This is a genomic window from Devosia geojensis, assembly GCF_000969415.1.
Taxonomy (GTDB): Bacteria; Pseudomonadota; Alphaproteobacteria; order Rhizobiales; family Devosiaceae; genus Devosia; species Devosia geojensis.
The window spans coordinates 1-20,749 of sequence record NZ_JZEX01000044.1 but is presented as its reverse complement, the minus strand read 5'-3'; the positions used below and the strand labels follow the sequence as shown (position 1 = coordinate 20,749).

At 66.2% G+C, this 20,749-nt stretch carries 15 protein-coding genes and 1 tRNA gene; 6 read left to right on the top strand and 10 right to left on the bottom strand.

What is annotated here, in order from left to right; all coding sequences use genetic code 11:
* Nucleotides 1–148: 148 nt before the first annotated feature.
* The 3 genes from VE25_RS03090 to VE25_RS03080 all read right to left on the bottom strand — a co-directional run bounded on the left by VE25_RS03090 (nucleotide 149) and on the right by VE25_RS03080 (nucleotide 3,313).
* A complete protein-coding gene (locus tag VE25_RS03090; RefSeq protein WP_046107126.1) occupies nucleotides 149–1,435 on the bottom strand; it encodes a saccharopine dehydrogenase family protein in 1,287 nt (428 codons plus the stop codon).
* A gap of 123 nt (nucleotides 1,436–1,558) precedes the next feature.
* Nucleotides 1,559–2,653, bottom strand: coding sequence for a carboxynorspermidine decarboxylase (nspC, locus tag VE25_RS03085; RefSeq protein WP_046107128.1), 1,095 nt, complete (start codon nucleotides 2,651–2,653; stop codon nucleotides 1,559–1,561).
* Nucleotides 2,654–2,809: 156 nt separating this feature from the next.
* Entirely contained in the window at nucleotides 2,810–3,313 is a 504-nt protein-coding gene (locus VE25_RS03080; RefSeq protein WP_046107125.1) for a DUF4396 domain-containing protein, read from the bottom strand.
* Between the two features lie 202 nt (nucleotides 3,314–3,515).
* On the opposite strand from VE25_RS03080, the gene VE25_RS03075 reads away from it, so the two are divergent.
* Genes VE25_RS03075 through VE25_RS03060 form a run of 4 tightly spaced genes read left to right on the top strand, consistent with a single transcriptional unit; the run spans nucleotide 3,516 to nucleotide 9,790 of the window.
* Entirely contained in the window at nucleotides 3,516–4,268 is a 753-nt protein-coding gene (locus VE25_RS03075; protein WP_160299943.1) for an endonuclease III domain-containing protein, read from the top strand.
* 2 nt (nucleotides 4,269–4,270) lie between these two features.
* On the top strand, nucleotides 4,271–5,065 hold the full coding sequence (locus VE25_RS03070) for an ImuA family protein (RefSeq protein WP_046107124.1): 795 nt from the start codon (nucleotides 4,271–4,273) through the stop codon (nucleotides 5,063–5,065).
* Nucleotides 4,971–6,536: a Y-family DNA polymerase gene (locus VE25_RS03065; RefSeq protein WP_046107123.1), complete on the top strand. Its 1,566-nt coding sequence runs from the start codon at nucleotides 4,971–4,973 to the stop codon at nucleotides 6,534–6,536. Before VE25_RS03070 ends, VE25_RS03065 begins: the two co-directional genes overlap by 95 nt.
* Nucleotides 6,533–9,790 (top strand): error-prone DNA polymerase, encoded by a 3,258-nt coding sequence (locus VE25_RS03060; protein WP_046107122.1) that lies wholly within the window; start codon nucleotides 6,533–6,535, stop codon nucleotides 9,788–9,790. The genes VE25_RS03065 and VE25_RS03060 overlap by 4 nt, the downstream gene beginning before the upstream one ends.
* Nucleotides 9,791–10,023: 233 nt before the next feature.
* Here VE25_RS03060 and VE25_RS03055 read toward each other — a convergent pair whose 3' ends face one another.
* The 7 genes from VE25_RS03055 to VE25_RS03030 all read right to left on the bottom strand — a co-directional run bounded on the left by VE25_RS03055 (nucleotide 10,024) and on the right by VE25_RS03030 (nucleotide 18,332).
* A complete protein-coding gene (locus VE25_RS03055) occupies nucleotides 10,024–10,710 on the bottom strand; it encodes a response regulator (protein ID WP_046107121.1) in 687 nt (228 codons plus the stop codon).
* Entirely contained in the window at nucleotides 10,707–13,391 is a 2,685-nt protein-coding gene (locus VE25_RS03050; protein ID WP_046107120.1) for a DUF4118 domain-containing protein, read from the bottom strand. Before VE25_RS03050 ends, VE25_RS03055 begins: the two co-directional genes overlap by 4 nt.
* Before the next feature lie 147 nt (nucleotides 13,392–13,538).
* A complete protein-coding gene (gene kdpC, locus VE25_RS03045) occupies nucleotides 13,539–14,102 on the bottom strand; it encodes a potassium-transporting ATPase subunit KdpC (RefSeq protein ID WP_046107119.1) in 564 nt (187 codons plus the stop codon).
* Nucleotides 14,103–14,113: 11 nt separating this feature from the next.
* Nucleotides 14,114–16,165: a potassium-transporting ATPase subunit KdpB gene (gene kdpB, locus VE25_RS03040; protein ID WP_046107118.1), complete on the bottom strand. Its 2,052-nt coding sequence runs from the start codon at nucleotides 16,163–16,165 to the stop codon at nucleotides 14,114–14,116.
* Between the two features lie 18 nt (nucleotides 16,166–16,183).
* Entirely contained in the window at nucleotides 16,184–17,893 is a 1,710-nt protein-coding gene (gene kdpA / locus VE25_RS03035) for a potassium-transporting ATPase subunit KdpA (protein WP_046107117.1), read from the bottom strand.
* 21 nt (nucleotides 17,894–17,914) lie between these two features.
* Nucleotides 17,915–17,995 carry a potassium-transporting ATPase subunit F gene (locus VE25_RS23670; protein WP_083988689.1) on the bottom strand — a complete coding sequence of 27 codons (81 nt, stop codon included), beginning with the start codon at nucleotides 17,993–17,995 and terminating at the stop codon, nucleotides 17,915–17,917.
* A 260-nt stretch (nucleotides 17,996–18,255) separates the two neighbouring features.
* Nucleotides 18,256–18,332 (bottom strand) — tRNA-Met (locus VE25_RS03030).
* A 217-nt stretch (nucleotides 18,333–18,549) separates the two neighbouring features.
* On the opposite strand from VE25_RS03030, the gene VE25_RS03025 reads away from it, so the two are divergent.
* A complete protein-coding gene (locus VE25_RS03025; RefSeq protein WP_046107116.1) occupies nucleotides 18,550–19,581 on the top strand; it encodes an aldo/keto reductase in 1,032 nt (343 codons plus the stop codon).
* A 72-nt stretch (nucleotides 19,582–19,653) separates the two neighbouring features.
* A complete protein-coding gene (locus tag VE25_RS03020) occupies nucleotides 19,654–20,343 on the top strand; it encodes a DUF599 domain-containing protein (protein WP_046107115.1) in 690 nt (229 codons plus the stop codon).
* Nucleotides 20,344–20,749 lie beyond the last annotated feature (406 nt).

Sequence of the window (20,749 nt, the reverse complement as noted above, 5' to 3'; positions counted from 1 at the left end):
CGGGCAGGTGAAGAGGGGTAAAAGGGCCAGCCCCTCCCCTCAAGGGGGAGGGGAGCCCACGGGGCCAGCTCCCCTTCAAAATCCCGAAGAGACCCACAAAGAAAAACGGCCCGGCTAATGCCGGGCCGTCGAAAGTGCTGCGGTGAGCCTAGCGGCCGCCTGCCACCCGACGGGCGAGGCTCGGAACCTCCTCGTCGGTGAAGGAGAGGTCCCGGTCGCCCTGCGCATCGCGGATGCGTGTCGGCAGGCCCATGGCGCCGATGAGGTCGAGGAAGGGCCGCGGAGGCAGCTCCTCGACATTGACCATGCGCTTGGCGTCCCACTCGCCCCGGGCGATCAGCATCGCCGCGGCGACCGGCGGCACGCCCGCCGTATAGGAGATCGCTTGGGCTTCGACTTCGGCATAGTTTTCGGCGTGGTCGCAGATGTTGTAGATGAAGACCTCGCGGTCCTCCCCGTCCTTCTGCCCCTTGACCAGATTGCCGATGCAGGTCTTGCCCGTGTAGCCGGGGGCGAGCGAAGCCGGATCCGGCAGCACTGCCTTGACGACCTTCAGCGGCACCACCTCAACGCCCTCGGCGGTCCTGACCGGCTGCTCGGAGAGCAGGCCGAGATTCTTCAGGACCGTGAAGACGTTGATGTAGTGCTCGCCGAACCCCATCCAGAAGCGGATGTTGGGCACGTCGAGATTGGCCGAGAGCGAGTGGATCTCGTCATGGCCGGTCAGGTAGGTGGTCTGCTGGCCGACGACCGGCAGGTCGTCGGTGCGCTTGACCTCGAACATGGTGTTGGCGGTCCACCGCCTGTCCTGCCAGGTCCACACCTGGCCGGTGAACTCGCGGAAGTTGATCTCGGGATCGAAGTTCGTCGCGAAGTACCGGCCATGCGAGCCGGCGTTCACGTCGATGATGTCGATCGAGTCGATCGTATCGAAGTACTGGTCCTGCGCGAGGGCCGCATAGGCGTTGACGACGCCCGGATCGAACCCCGCACCCAGAATGGCCGTCACCCCGCGCCTCTCGCATTCGGCGCGGTGCTTCCATTCGTAGTTGCCGTACCACGGCGGCGCCTCGCAGATCTTCTTGGGATCCTCGTGGATCGCCGTGTCGATGTAGGCAGCGCCCGTCTCCATGCAGGCGGCGAGCACCGACATGTTGAGGAAGGCCGATCCGACATTGATGACGATCCCCGCCCGCGTGCGGGTGATGAGAGCCTTGGTGGCTTCCACGTCCAGCGCATTCAGCTCATGGGCCTGCAGCACGCCGGGCGTTTTCAGCGATCGTTTCTCGAGGACGCTCTTTACGATCGCATGGCACTTGTCGACGTTGCGGGAGGCGATGTGGATATCGCCCAGCACGTCGTTGTTCATGGCGGCCTTATGGGCGACGACCTGCGCCACACCTCCAGCCCCGATAATCAGGACATTCTTTTTCACTTCTCACGAAACACCTTTTCATTGCGCGATTCAGCACGACGCCCAGTCGGCTCTTCGATCACGCCCCAATCGGCACCGGCGCCTGAGCGGCTTCCGGCAGTGGCTACGCTAGACCAGCCCGCCTCACGAGAGGCTTTCGGCATAGTCCGTGTAGGTGAACCGCTTGACGAGGTTCACCCGACCGTCCAGTTCCCTCACTGCGATCGAGGGCATCTGGACGCCGTTGAACCAGTTCTTCTTGACCATGGTGTAGCCGCCCGCATCCTGGATGGAGATGCGGTCGCCCACGTTGAGGGGCCGTTCGAACTGGAACTCTCCGAAGATGTCGCCGGCCAGGCACGACTTGCCGGCGATCATGTAGCTGTGGGCGCCCGTGTTGGGCGCCACCTTCGCATCAAGGCGGTAGATCAGCAGATCGAGCATGTGCGCTTCGATCGAGGAATCGACGATGGCGATGTCCTTGCCGTTGCGCAGCGTATCGAGCACCGTGACCTCGAGCGTCGTCGAATTGGTGATGGCCGCTTCACCCGGCTCCAGGTAAACCTCGACCCCGAAACGCTCGGCAAAGCCCTTGAGCCGGTCGGCGAGCGCATCGAGCGGATAGCCCTCGCCGGTGAAGTGGATGCCGCCGCCGAGGCTGACCCATTCGAGCCTTTCGAGCACGGCACCGAACTTCTCTTCGATCTCGGCGAGGATCGCCGAGAACGCTTCGAAGTCGCCGTTCTCGCAGTGGCAATGGATCATGACACCCGAAACGCGATCGAGCGCCTGTTCGATGCGTGCCATGTCCCATTCGCCGAGCCGGCTGTGCGGCCGGGCCGGGTCGGCGACGATGAAGTTGGAGTAGCTGACCTGCGGATTGAGGCGCAGCCCGACGGGCTTGCTGCCGACGCGGTCATGGAAGCGGTCGAGCTGGCCGAGCGAGTTGAAGATCACCTTGTCGGCGTTGGCGACGACCTCGCCGATCTCTTCGTCGCCGAAGGCCACCGAATAGGCGTGGGTCTCGCCGCCGAACTTCTCGCGGCCGAGTTTGATTTCGAAAAGCGAAGACGACGTGGTGCCATCCATGTGCTCGGCCATCAAGTCGAACACCGACCACGTGGCAAAGCATTTGAGCGCAAGCAGGCATTTGACGCCCGACCTTTGACGCAAATACGATATTTTCTCGAGATTTTTAAGAAGTACCGTCTTGTCGACAAGATAATAAGGCGTCTCTATCGTCAATCTTTGCTATCGAACCTCGTCGAAATTCGTGTTGCCGGAGAGCGAATTGCAGCGGCGCCCCCACGAGCTTCAGCCCACTGCAAGAGGGTCACACATATAAGTCCTTTCCGTCATTCTCAAGGGACTTGCCGCAGAATTTTCCGTGATGGATCAATGGTGGCCGTGATGGGCATGGACGACCGCGTGCCCGCGTCCGCGTGCGATGAGCCAGCGGTTGACCGGAAAGGCCGCGATGCCGGCAACAATCAGCGCGAACGTGAGGCTGCCCCAGAAGAGGAAGGTGTCGAGACCGGCATGCATGGCGCCGGGGATGAGCACCATGACGAGGTTGTCGACGATTTCCATGATGGTGATGGAGACCGTGTCGGCCGCGAGCGCCAGCCCGACCGCCCGGCGCAGCGCCATGCCGGAGCGCAGCAGCGGCAGCATGGTCAGCGAATAGCCGAAGATGAAGGCGAGGACGACGGCAAGCGCGATGGTCTCGACATTGCCCCAGCCGAGCGCCGTGCCGATGACCATGCCCAGCACCTCGCCGATGGCACAGCCCGTCAGGCAATGCAGCGTCGCGCTGACGGCGAGGCGGTTGAGCGAGGTCGCCTGGGCGGAGGCGCCGGCGGCGTGGTCGTGATGGCTGTGATGCGATTCTTCGGACACTGCCGAAACTCCTTTGATCGAAACCACGAGGCTAATCCTTCCCACTACTGGAAGGTCAAGTGGAACTATGCCCTGGCACAACGGAGATTCCTGAAAGCCCTGGAAATCCTCGGCTTTTGAATCAAGGACATAGCCGGATTCTGCCGCGCGGATGCGGAATCCGGTTGCTCATGTTCTCTTTTTGTTCTTAGATAAGGGCATCATGCAACTGACGCTGCCCTTAGCCATCGAGAACAGGCTCGCACGCGCCCATGAGCTGCTGTCGGCAGCCTTCGGGCCGGTCGCGCAGACTCAGCGGATGGACCCGGTGAGCCAGATGGTCTTCGCCATGCTCTCGGGTCGCACGCGCGACGAGATCGCGAGGACCGCGTTCGAGGGTCTGGCCAACAGCTTCCCCTCATGGGAGCCGCTGGCGCGCATGCGCGCCGGCGACCTGCAGCGGCGCATTGCCTTGACCACCTTTCCCGAGAAGAAGGCGATCTATGTGCCGGGGGCACTGCAGACCATCATGCGGCGTCGCCACGAGCTCGACCTCGAATTCCTGGGGCGTCGTTCCGTCGGGATGGCGCAGGACTGGCTCGAGACCCTGCCCGGCGTCGGCGCCAAGACCAGCGCCGCGGTCCTCAATTTCAGCACCCTGCACAAGCGCGTGCTCTGCGTCGATACCGCCCATCACCGGGTCGCCGTGCGCTTCGGCCTCGTTCCGGGGAAAGCCAGCCTCGAACGCGCGTCGCGCCTCCTCAACCTGCAGATCCCCGACCATTGGACGGCCGACGACACCGAGACGCATCATGTCCTGATGCAGGACCTGGGCAAGACGCTCTGCGTCCATGGCCGGCCCAGATGCGCTCCCTGTCCGCTGCGGCTGATGTGCCCATCGGCCGATTCATCGATAGAAGCGCCTCCGCCGGCTGCGATAGCTGCCCCCTTCCATCAGGATCATCAGGGTGGCTAGCCATGTTTGGCCGAGAAAACCTCGCGGCGCTGCGCGCCCGGATTGCCGAAAAGGAGCGGTCCAGCCCGCAGGCCTGGCCCAGCGCCCCGACGGGCGCCGCCGGCATCGACGATGCGCTGCCGGAAGGAGGGCTTGCGACCGGCGCGCTGCACGAGCTGTTTCCGGCGTCCCACGCGGACCTGCCCGCCGCCCTCGGCTTCGGGCTTGGAGCGCTCGCCCGCATCCTCGCGGCGCGGCCGGGGCACATCCTCTGGATATTGCCGTCCTTCGTCGCCCCCGTGACCGGCAGCCTCTACCCCGTCGGTCTTGCCGCCTACGGCATCGACCCCAACCGGCTGGTGCACCTCAAGGTCGATAAGCCCGTCAACGTGCTCTGGGCGCTGGAGGAGGCCCTGTCGCACCCCGCGGTCGCCGCGGCCATCGGGATCCTGCCCGAGAACGACCGCGCCTACGATTTCATCGCCAGCCGGCGCCTCTCCATGCGCGCCGCCCGCCACGGCGCCACCGCCTTCGTCGTCGGCACAAGGCCCGATCTCGGGCTTTCCACCGCCGCCGACATGCGCTGGCGGATCGCGGCGGAGCCGAGCAGCCCCGCCTGGCGCACCGGCCAATACCGGCCGGGGCTCGGCGCGCCGCGCTGGCAGGTGGAACTGACCAAGACGCGTAAAGGAGTGACCGGCGCGTGGCCGGTCGAGTGGAACCATGAAACGCTATCTTTCCGTGTGGCTGCCCCGCTGGGCGATCGAGCGCCGGTCCGGGTCGATCGCCGTGCAGATGGGCAATCCGCTGCCGCCTGACGAAGGCCGGCCATTGGTGCTCTCGGACAACGCCCAGAGCGGCGCGCGCATCACCGCGACCAACCCGGCGGCCGAGCGCCAGGGCCTCTTTGCCGGCATGCCGGTCACCGATGCACGCGCCATCTATCCCGCCCTTGACGTCTTCCCCGCCGACAGCCCCGGCGACGTCGAGGCGCTGACCCGCCTCGCCCTCTGGTGCCAGCGCTACAGCCCCTTCACCCGCATCGAAGGAGAGGACGGCATCAGCCTCGACATTACCGGCTGCGCCCATCTCTTGGGCGGCGAGGAGGGGCTGATGGACGATCTTGCCACGCGCCTCGAATGCTTCGGCCTTACGGCCCGCCTCGCCATCGCCCCGACCCTCGGGGCCGCCTGGGGCGCCGCCCGCCATGCGCGCGATGGGCGCGCCGTCATCGCGGCCGGCGCCGTCAGCCAGACGCTCGCCCCTTTCCCCGTTGCAGCGCTGCGGCTCGAGGAGGCGACCATCGTTGCCCTCGAAAAGCTTGGCCTCAAGCACGTGGGCCTGCTCATCGGTAAGCCGCGCGGCCCCCTTGTCGCCCGCTTCGGCATGACATTGGTCACCCGCCTCGATCAGGCGCTGGGCCATGCCGACGAGAGCTTCGGCCCCTTGACGCCGCCGCCCGTCTACCGCGCCGAATGCCGCTTTGCCGAGCCGATTACTCTCCTCGCCGACATCGAGGCGACCGTGCGGCACCTCTCGCGCGAGCTCGCCGAGGCGCTTTACAAGGCCGGCAAGGGCGCCCGCCGCATCGAGCTCGTCCTCTACCGGGTCGACGGCTGGTTCGAGGCGCTGGAATTGCGCACCAGCGCCTTGAGCCGCGATGCCGCGCACCTCTCGCGCCTCATCTGCGAGCGGCTCGCGCGCATCGAGGACCGCGCCGGCTTCGGCTTCGAGGCGGCAACGCTCTCAGCCTTCGACGTCGAGCGAGGCGATCCGCAGCAGCAGGGTCTCACGACAGGCGCCCCCGGCGAGACAGCCGGCGACATCGCCGAGCTCCTCGACCGCTTCGCCAACCGCTTCGGTCCCATGAGCGTCACTCGCTTCGTGCCGCACCAGAGCTATGTGCCCGAACTCGCGGTCAAGGCCGTCTCAGTGCTGGAGGCGGTGATCGGACCGCAGGACTGGGCCGCCCATACCCGGCACCTGCAGGACGACACCCCGCTCGCCCGCCCGATCCTGCTGTTCAGCCGGCCCGAGCCGGTCGAGGTGATCTTCGAGACGCCCGACCACCCGCCCACGCGCTTCACCTGGCGGCGCTTCGCCCACCGCATCGTGCGCGCCGACGGTCCCGAGCGCATCTCCCCGGAATGGTGGAGCGCCGCCCCCGGCGAGACCCGCGACTACTACCGTGTCGAGGACGAAGCCGGCCGCCGCTTCTGGCTCTACCGCGAAGGCTTCTACGAGAAGCCGGGGACGCCCAGCTGGTTCATCCACGGGGTCTTCCCATGAGTGATACCAGCGCGCCCGCCTTTGCCGAGCTCGGCGTCACCAGCAATTTCAGCTTCCTCCACGGCGGCTCGCATCCGCACGAATTCGTCGGCATGGCGGAGCACCTCGAGCTTGCCGCCATCGCCATCGCCGACCGCAACACCATGGCCGGCATCGTGCGCGCCCATGTGGCGGCAAAAAAGTACGGCATCCGCCTCGTCGTCGGCGCGCCCCTGGTCTTGCGCGATGGGTTCGAGGCGCTCTGCTTTCCCACCGACCGCGAGGCCTACGGGCGGCTGACGAAGCTCCTGACGCTCGGCAACCGCCGCGCCGACAAGGGCGAGTGTCATCTCGATTTCGAGGACCTCTCCGGCCTCGAACGCGGCCAGCGCTTCGTCGTCATGCCGCCCTACGATCTCGACGCACAGTTCCGGGCCAAGCTCGCCCGCTTCGCCGAGGTTTTCCCCGGCGAGACGTACCTGGCCCTCACGCCCTACCACCGCAGCAACGACCGCGCCCGCTTCGATGCGCTGGCCGCGCTCGCCCAAGAGCACGGCACGCCGCTCCTCGCCACCAATGACGCCCTCTACCACGATCGCGGCCGCCGCCCCTTGCAGGACCTCCTCACCTGCATCCGCGAGCACGTCACCATCGACGAAGCCGGCTTCCGCCTCGAGCGCAACGCCGAGCGGCATCTCAAGGAGCCGTCCGAGATGGCCCGCCTGCTCTCCGGCTACGAGGATGCGCTCGCGCGCACCATGGAAATCGTTGAAGATTGTACCTTCTCGCTTGATGAGCTGAAGCCCCACTATCCCGACGAGCCGACGGGCCAGAGCGCCACCCCGCAGGCCGAGCTCGAACGGCTGACCTGGGAAGGCGCGGCCCGGCGCTTCCCCAATGGGGTACCGGCTGATGTGAGCGAAAAGATCGTCCATGAGCTGCGTCTTATCGCCGAACTCGAATACGCACCCTATTTCCTCACCGTAGAGGATATCGTGCGCTTTGCTCGCAACCAGACACCGCCGATTCTTTGCCAGGGACGTGGCTCCTCGGCGAATTCCGTCGTCTGCTATTGCCTTGGCATTACTGCGGTCAATCCAACCGAAGCCGATCTTCTCTTCGAGCGCTTCATCTCTACCGCACGAGGGGAACCTCCCGACATCGACGTCGATTTCGAACATCAGCGACGCGAGGAGGTGATCCAATACATCTATAAGAAATATGGTCGCCACCGCGCGGGGATTGCAGCCACCGTCATCTCCTATCGCGCCCGCAGCGCCATCAATGAAGCAGGCAAGGCCATGGGCCTCTCGCCCGATATCGTGCGCGCCATGTCCGGCATCGTCTGGGGGTGGTCCTCGGAAACGCCACCGCAGGACGAGATCCGCAAGGCCGGCTTAGACCCCTACGATCCACGCTTGTTGCAGGCGCTGGTACTGGCCGGACAACTTATTGAGTTCCCTCGCCATCTCTCCCAGCACGTCGGCGGCTTCGTCATCACTCAAGAGCCGTTGGAGGAGGTCGTGCCCATCGGCAACGCGGCGATGGACGATCGCACCTTCGTTGAATGGGATAAGGACGATCTCGACGCGCTCGGCCTCCTCAAGGTCGACGTGCTGGCGCTCGGCATGCTGACTTGTCTGCAGAAATCCTTTGATCTGCTGCGGAGCCATTATGGGAAGAATCTGGAACTCGCGGATGTCCAGCGCGAGGACGGACCTACTTATGCAATGATTCAGAAGGCAGACACCATCGGCGTCTTCCAGATCGAGAGTCGCGCGCAGATGTCCATGTTGCCGCGCCTCAAGCCGAAGAACTTCTATGATCTGGTGATCGAGATTGCCATCGTGCGGCCCGGCCCCATACAGGGCAATATGGTGCATCCCTATCTGCAGCGGAGGAAAGACCCGGACAAAATCGTCTATCCGCCCAAACTCGAGCCGGTGCTCAGAAAGACATTGGGCGTGCCCCTTTTCCAAGAGCAGGCAATGAAGATTGCCATGATCGGAGCGGGTTTCTCAGCCGAAAAGGCCGACCGCCTGCGGCGAGCAATGGCCTCATTCCGCAACTACGGCACCGTCGAGGAATTCAAGGAAGACTTTGTTCAGGGCATGCTTAAAAATAACTACTCGCCTGATTTTGTGCAGCGCTGCTTCGAGCAGATCAAAGGCTTCTCCAACTACGGTTTCCCCGAAAGCCATTCGGCGAGCTTCGCCCTTCTCGCCTACGCCTCGGCCTGGCTCAAATGCCACTATCCGGATGCCTTCGCCTGTGCGCTCCTGAACTCGCAGCCCATGGGCTTTTATTCCTCCGCCTCGATCGTGCGCGATTTCCGCGACCATGGCGGGGTGGTGCTGCCGATCGACATCAACCACTCCGAGTGGGACCACACCCTCGAGCCGCTCGATGATCCAAAGGCCACGACCCACGAGGGCGGCAACGCCTTCGCCCTGCGACTGGGTCTGCGCCAAGTCGATGGCCTGCGCGAGGAGGCGGCACAGCGGCTCGTGGCGGCCCGTGGCGCCGGCTTTGCCGACATGCACGACCTCTACGAGCGCACCCGGCTCGAAGTTTCCGTCCTCGAGCGCCTCGCCCACGCCGATGCCTACCGTTCCTTCGGGCTCGACCGGCGCATGGCCCTCTGGGAGATCCGCGGCCTTTCCGGCTACCTCGGCCAGAAGGCGAGCGAGGAGAGCCTGCCGCTCTTCCTCCACGAGGATGCGGGGGTCTCGACGCTCCTGCCGGAGAGCGAAGAGGCGGTGGAGCTGCCCGCGCTCCTTGCCGGCGAGCACGTGCACCAGGATTACGAGACGCTGCGCCTTTCCTTGAAGGGCCACCCCGTCGCGTTCCTGCGCGACAAGCTCACGCCGCGCGGGGTCCTGCGCACCCGCGAGGTCGAGGCGGCGGCGAACGGGCGGCTGGTGACCGTCGCCGGGCTCGTGCTGGTCCGCCAGCGCCCCGGTACCGCGAGCGGCGTCGTCTTCATGACGCTCGAGGACGAGACCGGCATCGCCAACGCGGTACTGTGGAACACGGTCTTCAACCAGCACCGCAAGATCGTCATGGGCGCGCGCATGGTGGCTATCGAAGGCGTGGTGCAGAAGGCCGACAATGTCACCCACGTCGTCGCCAAGCGCCTCTACGATCTCACTCCGCAACTGCTGCGCGCCATGGAAAGCGCGCCGGGGCGGGCCCGGCCGCCGGTCGAGCAACCGAGCCTCTGGCGCCACCCGCGCAACGTGCGCGTCCTGCCCAAGGGTCGCAATTTCCATTGAGGTGAGCGGGCATTGTGTGAACCACCCAGAGCTTCCCCCACCCACCGGCTGTCACCCCGGCGGAAGCCGGGGCCCATCCTGAGATGCGGCTACAGCCGCAAGGTGTGTGAACAGAGCAGGAAGAACACTGCCGCTCTCTCCGTGCTCGTGGATCACGTCAGGGTTGGGTCCCGGCCTTCGCCGGGATGACAGCCGGTGGGTGAGAGCCGGCGAGTGCTATCAAGCCGGCAAACCTAGCCCGAATTCAGCCTGTAACCCACTCCCGGCTCGTTCTCGATGAGCCGCGGCGCATCCGGTTCCGCCTCGACCTTGGCCCGCAACTGCCCGACGAGCACGCGCAGGTACTGCACGTCCTCGCCATGCGCCGGCCCCCAGATGCGGGTCAAGAGCTGCTTGTGCGTCATCACCCGCCCGGCGTTCTGGGCGAGGAGCAGTAGGAGGTCGTACTCCTTGCGCGTCAGGTGCAGCGCCTCGTCGCCCCGAGTTACCCGCCGCGCCGGTGTGTCGATCGAAAGCGCGCCGAACTCGAACCGTTCCGGCAGCGGCGCGGCGCCGTCTGTGTGGCGCAGCGCCGTGCGGATGCGGGCGAGGAGCTCGCCGATGCCGAAGGGCTTTTCGACATAATCGTCGGCGCCGAGGTCGAGCGCTTCGATCTTTTCGCTCTCCCGGTCGCGGGCCGAGAGCACGATGATCGGCACCTGCGAGAAGGCGCGCACCGCCGCGATTACGTCCTTGCCGTCCCCGTCGGGCAGGCCGAGGTCCAGCACCACCACGTCCGGCGATTGGGTGGCGATGGCGTGCCGGGCCTCGGCAGCGGTCGCCGCCTGCAGCACGCCATAATCCACGGCTTCGAGCGCGGGCTTCAAAAACCGCTGGATCTGCGGCTCGTCGTCGACGACGAGGATGCGCGCCTGTTTCACGCGGTTCCCTCCAGGGCCAGCGGCAAGCGCACGACGAAGCGCGTGCCGCGCTTGCGCACCGCCGGGCTCTCGGCCTTGATCGTGCCGCCCATGGCGGTGACGAACCCGCGCGCGATGGAAAGCCCGAGCCCGGTGCCGGCGGGCCGGCCGTCGCCGCGCGCCCGGCGGTGGAACTTCTCGAAGACCGCTTCGATCTCGTCTTCGGGAATGCCGCGCCCCTGGTCGGTGACGCTGATCACCGCCATGTCCTCTTCGCGCCGCACATAGACGGCGACCGGCTCGGCGGTGCCGGCATATTTGCGCGCGTTGTCGAGGAGGTTGAACAGCACCTGCTCCAGGAGCTGCGCATCGGCCAGCGCCGGCGGCATCGCCTCGGCGATGCTGGTCTCAACCTTAAGCGCCGGGTCGAGCTTGCCTGCCCGCGCGATCACCTCCCCGATCAACGGTTCCAGCTCCACGGGCTCGCGCCTCGGCTTGATCATGCCGGATTCGATCCGGGTCATGTCGAAAAGGTTGCCGACGAACCGGGTCAGCCGCCCCGTCTCCTCCTCGATGGACGTGAGGAGATCGGCCCGTGTCTCGACGCTCATCTTCTCGCCGAGCTGGCGCAGGCTCGTCACCGCGCCGGTAATGGAGGCGAGCGGCGTGCGCAGATCATGCGAAAGCGAGGAGAGGAGCGCGGTCTGCAGCTTCTCGCCCTCCTTCGCCACCGCGACCTTGGCGTTCTCGCGCACCAGCCGCGCCCGGTCGATGGCGAGCGCCGCCTGCTCCAGTACCGCCGAGACCTGCCGGTCCTCGTCGGGCGAGAGGGGGCCCTGTGCCATGTCGCGCGAGAGGCCGACGACGCCGGCGATGCGCTGGTCCGAGCGTATGGGCAGGAAGAGGTAGGGCACGGCCGGCAGCGTGCCGGTCATGAAGCCGGCGGGTTCGCGCTTGTCGTGCGCCCAGCGGGCCGCCGTCATGGCCGTGTCGTCGAGCGCCTGGTCGGGCGGCCAGGCGACCTGCAGCTCGAGAGTGCCCGTCTCCCCCGGCGTCAGCAGCACTGCGCCCTTGCCCAGCATCGCGTGGAGCTGCGCCGCTGTTGCGGTCAGCACGTTCTCGAGCCCATAGGCAGCCGAAAGCCTGCGCGAGAAATCGTAGAGCGCCTGCGTGTTGCGCACGGCCTGGCGGGCGCGTTCCACCTGGTCGCGAAGGCGCGAGGCGAGCGTGCCGGTAACGAGCGCCACGCACGCGAAGATGACGAGCGTCAGCACCTCGTGCGGCTTGGCGATGGTGAAGGTGCCGGTCGGCTCGATGAAGAAGAAATTGTAGGTGAGGAAGGAGAACACCGCAGCAAGCAGCGCCGCCGCCCGTCCGACGAGGATGGCGCAGACCAGCACCGAAAGCAGGTAGAGGATCGAGAGGTTCTGCAGGGCGAGGAGCTGCGAGATGCCGAGCCCCAGAAGCGTGATCGCCCCGACCGTTGCCGCCGGCAGGCCGAAGGTCGCCAGCCATTCGGGCAGGCTCCTGCGCCGAGGCGTCAAGCTACTCGCCGAGGGCCGCTCGGCCTCCGGCACCAGGTGGATGCCAATGCCTTCGGCCGAGGCGATGAGCGCATCGGGCAGCGACCGGCGGGTGAGGCGGGTCAGGAGCCCGGCCCTCATCCGCCCGACGACGATCTGCGTGATGTTCTCGCGCCGCGCGATCTTGAGGATTTCGGCGACGAAATCGTCGGCCACCACCCGCCGCACCTCGGCCCCGAGCCGTTCGGCGAGGACGAGGGTTGCTTCCAGCCGCGCCGCCTTGTCGGCATCGGGAATGGGGTCGGCGCTGCGCGAGAGCGAGAGCACCATCCAGCGCGCATTGAGCCCCAGCGCCATGCGGCTCGCCGTACGCACGACCTTCTCGGAGAGCGGGTCGGGCCCGACGCAGACCAGCAGCCGCTCGCTGGTGATCCAGGGGCCTTCCACCGCCTGCTGGCGCCAGATATCGGCCATCTGGTCGTCCACCCGGTCGGCGGTGCGGCGCAGCGCCAGCTCGCGCAGCGCCGTCAGGTTCTCCGGTCGGAAGAAGCCCTCCACCGCCCGCCCGGCATTGTCGGGCAGGTACACCTTGCCTTCCTTCAACCGCTGGATGAGCTCGGCCGGCGGCAGGTCGACCAGCACCACCTCGTCGGCGTTCTTCAGCACCACGTCCGGCACCGTCTCGCGCACCGGGACGCCCGCGATGCGCGAAACGAGGTCCGACTGGCTTTCGAGGTGCTGGACGTTGAGCGCGGTCCAGACATCGATGCCGGCCGCTATGAGCTCGGCGATGTCCTGGTAGCGCTTGGGGTGGCGCGCGGCCGCATCGTTGCTGTGGGCAAGCTCGTCGACGATGATGATCGCGGGTTTGCGCTGTAACGCCGCGTCGAGGTCGAACTCGTCATAGGTGGTGCCCGAGCGCTCGCCCTTGCGGCGCGGCAGCACCTCGAGACCCTCCATCAGCCGGGCGGTTTCGGGGCGGCCATGCGTCTCGACGAGGCCGATGACGATGTCGGTGCCCTCGACCTTGCGCTGCTGGGCGCGCGCGAGCATGGCGTAGGTCTTGCCGACGCCGGGCGCCGCGCCCAGGAAAACCGTAAGCTTGCCGCGGCCTTCGCCTGCGGCAAGCTTGAGGAATGCCCGGGGATCGGGGCGGATGTCGGCGTTGGTATCGCTCATCTGGAACCTATCGACATTCAGGTCAGGCTGAGCCGAAAATGACGGTTTTCGAGAACCGGAGCGGAGCGTACCTTTGATGGTACGTGAGCACCGGAAGCGCAGAAAGCTGGCATTTGTAGGCCAGCATCAACTGAAAGTCGATTGGTTCTAGCCGTTGTCGGGTGCGAGCTCATCAAGTGCGATGTTGAGCTTTAGCACGTTGACGGTCGGCTCGCCGAATATTCCGAGGACTGGATTTTCGGTTTGCCCGGCGACGAGCGCAGCAACTTGATCGGCCGGCAGCCCGCGCGCTGCCGCCACCCGCTCGACCTGCGCTGCCGCATTGGCGGGCGAGATGTGCGGGTCGAGCCCGGAGGCGGAGGCCGTGACGGCATCGGCAGGCGCCGGCGTATCGCCAAGCCCCAGCGCCTCGCGCCGGGCCCCAACATCCGCGGCAAGCGCCTGCGAAGTCGCCCCGAGATTGCTGCCGCCCGACGCCGAGGCGTCGTAGTCGACCGCCGAGGGGCGCGCATGGAAATAGCCCTCGCCGGTGAAGGCCTGGCCGATCAGCGCCGAGCCGACGATGGTCCCCTCGCGCTCGACAAGGCTGCCATTGGCCTGCACTGGGAAGGCGCCCTGGGCGATCCCGGTGATTGCGAGGGGGTAGGCAAGTCCGGTCACCAGGGTGAACCCGACGAAGAGCACGAGGGCCGGACGAAGTTGGGTAAGCATCTCGAAACTCCTTAGATGAGGCCGATGGCATTGACGGCGAGGTCGACGACCTTGATGCCGATGAAGGGCGCGATGATGCCGCCGAGGCCGTAGACGAGGAGGTTGCGCCGCAGCAGTGCCGCAGCGCCCACCGGCCGGTATTTGACGCCCTTCAAGGCCAGCGGGATCAGCGCGACGATGATGAGCGCGTTGAAGATCACCGCCGAGAGGATCGCCGACTGCGGCGAGGCGAGGCCCATGATGTTGAGGGCGCCGAGCTGCGGGTACGTCGAAACGAACAGCGCCGGGATGATGGCGAAGTACTTGGCGACGTCGTTGGCGATCGAGAACGTCGTCAGCGACCCGCGCGTCATCAGGATCTGCTTGCCGATCTCGACGATCTCGATGAGCTTGGTGGGGCTGGAATCGAGGTCGACCATGTTGCCGGCCTCGCGCGCCGCCTGCGTGCCCGACTGCATGGCGACCCCGACATCCGCCTGCGCCAGGGCCGGCGCGTCATTGGTGCCGTCGCCGCACATGGCGATCAGCCGTCCGCCCTGCTGCTCGCGCCGGATGTAGTCGAGCTTCTGCTCAGGGGTGGCTTCGGCGAGGAAGTCGTCGACACCCGCCTCCGAAGCGATGGCGGCGGCGGTGACGGGATTGTCGCCGGTGACCATAACCGTCTTGATGCCCATGGCCCGCAACGCCGCGAAGCGCTCCTTGATGCCCGGCTTGACGATATCCTTCAAGTGGATGACGCCGAGGAGCCACCTGCCCTCGGCGACGGCGAGCGGCGTGCCGCCGCTGCGCGCGATCTCGTCGACCGCCGCGTTGAACTCGGCGGGCGCCTCGCGCTTGTCGATGCCGACGAAGCGCAGCACCGCATCGACCGCGCCCTTGCGGATCTCGCGCCCGTCGATGTCGATGCCCGAGATGCGGGTCTGGGCAGAAAAGGCGATCGGACGGCCGCTGCCCGCCGCCGGCTCGGCAAGGCCGTAGTCGGACTTGGCGAGCGCGACGATCGAGCGCCCTTCGGCCGTCTCGTCGGCAAGGCTCGCGAGCAGCACCGCCTGCGCGAGTTCCTGCTCACTGACGCCCTCGACGGGCACGAATTCGCTGGCCATGCGGTTGCCGAAGGTGATGGTGCCGGTCTTGTCGAGGAGGAGCGTATCGACGTCGCCCGCCGCTTCAACGGCGCGCCCGGAAGTCGCAACGACATTGAAGCCGATGAGCCTGTCCATGCCGGCGATGCCGATGGCCGAGAGGAGCCCGCCAATGGTCGTCGGGATCAAGGTGACAAGCAACGCCGCCAGCACCGCGACGGAGAGGTCCGTGCCCGAATAGAGCGCGAGTCCGTAGAGCGTCACCACCGCGATGAGGAAGACGAGCGTCAGCCCCGAGAGCAGGATCGAGAGCGCGATCTCGTTGGGGGTCTTCTGCCGCTTGGCGCCCTCGATGAGCGCGATCATGCGATCAACGAAGCTTTCGCCCGGACGCGTGGTGATCCTCACCTTCAGCCAGTCGGAGATGACCTGCGTGCCGCCGGTCACGGCCGAGCGGTCGCCGCCGCTCTCGCGGATGACCGGCGCCGATTCGCCGGTGATGGCGCTTTCGTTGACTGAGGCGATGCCGGCGATGACCTCGCCGTCGCCGGGGATGATGTCGCCCGCTTCGACCAGCACCACGTCGCCGACCTTGAGGGCGGTGGCGGGGATCACTTCGCTCGCGCGCTCGCCGTCCCGCTCGGGAAACAGCAGCTTTTTCGCGAAGAGGTCCGTGCGCCCGCGCTTCAGGCTCTCCGCCTGCGCCTTGCCGCGCCCCTCGGCGACGGCTTCGGCGAAGTTGGCAAAGAGCACAGTGAACCAGAGCCAGGCGGCGATCTGGCCGGAAAAGGCCGGGGCGCCGATGCCGGTCAGCATCTCCTGCGCCCAGAGCGCGGTGACGAGGAGCGCGACGATTTCGGTGACGAAGATCACCGGGTTGCGCATCAGCTGGCGCGGGTCGAGCTTGACGAGCGCGTCGCGCAGCGCCGGACCGAGGATCGCCGGATCGAATACTGACGGGGTTGCGGCTTTGGATGACATGGAATGCGTCTCCTGAACTCAGAACGTTTGGCCCGCGAGCATCAGCACGTGCTCGAGGATCGGACCGAGGGCGAGCGCGGGGAAGAACTGCAGGCCGCCCATGATGAGGATGATGCCGATGAGCAGGCCTACGAACAGCGGCCCGTCCGTCGGGAAGGTGCCGGCCGAGGCGGGCACCTTCTGCTTTTTCACCAGCGATCCGGCGATCGCCAGCACCGGCACGATGTAGGCGAAGCGTCCGGCGAGCATCGCCAGCCCCAGCGTCGTGTTGTACCAGGGCGAGTTCGCCGAGAGGCCCGCGAAGGCCGAGCCGTTGTTGGCGGCGGCCGAGGTATAGGCATAGAGGATCTCGCTGAGGCCATGCGGTCCGGCATTGGCAAGGCCCGCGAGCCCCGCCGGGATCACCGCAGCTGCCGCCGAGAAGCCAAGGATGGCGAGCGGCAGGATGAGGATGGCGAGCATGGCGAGCTTCATCTCGCGCGCCTCGATCTTCTTGCCGAGGAGCTCGGGCGTGCGCCCGACCATCAGGCCGGCGACGAACACGGCGAGGATGGCAAAGACCACCATGCCGTAGAGCCCCGAGCCGACGCCGCCCGGCAGCACTTCGCCGAGCTGCATGAGAAAGAGCGGCACCAGGCCGCCGAGGGGAGTGAGCGAGGAATGCATGGCGTTGACGCCGCCATTGGAAAGGCCGGTGGTCACGGCGGCATAGAGCGCGGTCATCGCCTGGCCGAAGCGGACCTCCTTGCCCTCCATGTTGCCCAGCGCCGGATCGACCCCGGCGGCGAGATGGATCGGATTGCCGAAGGTTTCGGCCCAGTAGATCGCGCCGGTCCCGACGACCAGCAGGATGCCGACGGCGGCGAGCAGCGCCCAGGCCTGCCGGCGGCTGCCGACGATCTGGCCGAAGGCGTAGAAGACGCCCGACGAGATCACCAGCATCGAGAAGATGCCGAGATAGTTGGAGAAGGCGTTGGGATTCTCGAACGGATGCGCGGCATTGACGTTCATGAAGCCGCCGCCATTGGTGCCGAGCTGCTTGATCGCCTCCTGGCTCGCCATCGGTCCCATGGCGATGGTCTGGCTCGCCCCCTCGAGCGTCGTCGCGCCGGCAGATGCGGCGAGCGTCTGCGGCAGGCCCAGCGCCACGAAAAGCAGGGCCACGACGATGGCGGCCGGCAGCAGCACGTAGAGCGTTGCGCGGGTGAGATCGACCCAGAAATTGCCGATGGCCTCGGCGCCCGAGCGCACGAACGCCCGGCTGACCGCGACGGCGATGGCGATGCCGGTCGCAGCCGAGACGAAGTTCTGCACGGTCAGTCCCGCCATCTGGCTGAAATGGCTCATCGTCGTCTCGCCGCCATAGGACTGCCAATTGGTGTTGGTGACGAAGCTGGCGGCGGTGTTGAACGCCAGGTCCGGCGGCACGCCTTCGAACCCTTGCGGGTTGAGCGGGAGAATCCCCTGCAGGCGCAGGAGCGCGTAGAGCAGCAGCACGCCGACGAAGCTGAAGGTCAGCACCCCGAACGTATAGCCGAGCCAGCCCTGCTCGGCTTTCGGATCGACGCCCGCAAGTCGATAGAAGCCCCGTTCGATGGGGCGCAGGACGGGCGAGAGAAAGGTACCCTCGCCGGCAAACACGCGGGCCATGTAGAGGCCCAGCGGCTTGGCGACGACGGCGACGGCGAGCAGAACGAGGCCGATCTGCAACCAGCCTTGCCAGGTCATGGGAAGGTCTCCGGGAAAGGGTCAGAAGCGCTCGGGAAAGACGAGGGTCGCCAGCAGATATCCGGCGACGGCGAGCGCGACGAGAAATGCGATGACGAGCATGGCTGCCTCAGAGCCGCGACAGGCCGCGGGCGTATATGAAGAGACAGACGAATGCGGCCGCAGCGACCGCTATGAAGACGATATCGAGCATGGATGCCTCCATTGATGGAGGCTCCCCAATAGTGCCGCTGCGCGTAAGGTTTCCATGCGGAAGGACGGCCGGGCGCATAAGAAAAGCATAAAGGCCCGCCGCGCGAGCGGACGAGCCTTCGGCCGCGGATCGGTCGATCCGCGTCAATGCACTGACATTTCGGAAGAATTGGTTGCGGGGGCAGGATTTGAACCTGCGACCTTCAGGTTATGAGCCTGACGAGCTACCGGGCTGCTCCACCCCGCGCCAAATGTGACTGCGATGCCTGGGAAGGCCGTCACTGGCGGCCTCAGTGGGCCGCGACGTGAGCGGTATATAGGGGCTCGCAGCGGATAGCTCAACCCCCTTTCTGCCACATGCGACGGTTTTTTGACACTCCCGGCAAATGCGCTTTGCCGCCTTGTGCGGACGGGCCGCCACCCTTACGGTGCGGCGCCGAATTCGCTTGCGGGGACTTGAACTTATGAAACTGAACCGGCTTGGCCGCACCGACCTCATGGTCACGCAACTCTGCCTCGGCACCATGACCTGGGGCAGCCAGAACAGCGAGGCCGAAGGCCATGCGCAGATCGACCATGCACTGGAGGCCGGCCTCAACTTCATGGACACCGCCGAGTCCTATGCGGTGCCCGCCAGTCCGCAGACGTCGGGGCGCACCGAGGAGATCATCGGCACCTGGTTCGCGCGTACGGGCAAGCGCGACAAGTGGATCCTCGCCAGCAAGATCGCCGGCGGCGGCAACCACATCCGCAATGGAGCGCGGGCCGACGGCGCCGCGATTCGCGAGGCGGTCGAGGGGAGCCTGAAGCGCCTCAGGACCGACTACATCGATCTCTACCAGATCCACTGGCCCTCGCGCGGGCACTACGGCTTCGACAACGGCTGGACCTACGCCCCGCACACGCAGGACACCGCCGATGTCCTCGCCAATCTCGGCGACATGCTGGAAGCCCTGCAGCGCATGGTCGAGGCCGGCAAGATCCGCCATATCGGCGTTTCCAACGAGACGACCTGGGGCATCGCCCAGTGGCTGCGCCTTGCCGAGAAGCACGGGCTGCCGCGGCTGGTCTCGGTGCAGAACGAATACAACCTCATCCGCCGCCAGTTCGATCTCGACCTGGCCGAATTGAGCCACCACGAGAATGTCGGGCTCCTCGCCTATTCGCCGCTCGCCGCCGGGCTCCTGACCGGCAAGTACGCGAACGGCATCCCGGCCGGCAGCCGCGCCGAATTCCAGAAGGGCATGTGGCGCATGAACGAGCATTCGATGCCGGTGGTAGCCGAATACGTCGAGCTTGCAAGGGAGCACGGGCTCGATCCGGCACAGATGGCCATCGCCTTCTGCCTGACGCGTCCGTTCGTGACCTCGGTGATCCTCGGCGCAACGAGCCTCACGCAGCTGAAGACGGACATCGGCGCGCGTGACCTTACGCTCTCCGATGAGGTCATGGCCGGGATCGCCGCCATCCACCGGCGCTATCCCCGCCCGATCTGAGGAGAGCCGCGGCAGTCGCCTTTTGGCACGACGCGGATATGATGCCCCCAGGACTGGTTCGGGGATTCACGAATGACGCTTCTGGCGACGCTCTTTCCGCTGATCTGCTACTTCGCCTACAATCTCGCCATACCGCTCGTCGAGCGGTATCGGCCGTCGCTGTCGGTCATCATGAGCATGGAACGGCGCCGGTGGGTGGCGAACGCGGCGCGGCGCGAATCCCCGTTCGATGCCATCCTTTCCGGCAACATCATGAGCTCGGTCTCGTTCATGGCCTCGACCTCGGCGCTGCTGACGCTGGCCGTGTTCGCCGTCTTCGGGCAGTTGCCCTCGCTGATGAGCGCGCTCGAGGCGATCTCGCTCGACCGCGTCTATGCGGTCCACGACGTGGTGGTGCATCTCATCGTGATGCTGGCCATGTTCGTCCTCGCCTTCTTCTCGTTCACGCTGTCGCTGCGCCAGTTCAACCATTTCTGCATCATGCTCGGCGCCCTCGACCAAGAGACGCGCCCGAGCGAGGAAGAGATCGAGGCGGTGGCAAGGCTGAACTCGCTCGGCGCGCAGAACTTCAACTCGGGCATCCGCGCCTATTATTTCGCCGTGGCGACCGTCGCCTGGTTCGCCGCCGAATGGCTCTCGATCGTTGCCTGCCTCATCACCATCGGCATCCTGATCCACCGCGAATTCTTCTCCACCGCCCACCGCCTGGCCGCCTCCGCCGCGGTGCTGGCAAGCCGCAAGCAGCGCGCGGCGGAAGAATGAATAGGCGCGCCGAGACCCCGCCCGGCCTGCGGCCTGCGGTTGGTGGGTAGAGCGGCATGCGGCGAGGATTGCCTCATGCAGATTTAAATAGCGAGGCAGGCCTCGCCGCATGCATCCGGGATTTTTGGCTTAATCCGCCCGCTTGTCCGCCAGGGAAGCCTCCCTTCCGGCTTTCACCGGTACGATGCCGGCCGGCATCCGGTCGGGTGACGGTTTGGACCTCGCCTGGAGCGACCCCCATGCGACCCGGACCCACCACACCGGAAGCTCGTATGCATCCTCGCCCAAGGTGCGGCGGTGAGGTGAGTATGGGATACTCTCAAGCTGCGGGGATAAGTTTTTATTTCTGCGCCGGATCAATGGGTTGGGCACTGCTCCCCTCCCCCTTGAGGGGAGGGGTCGGGGG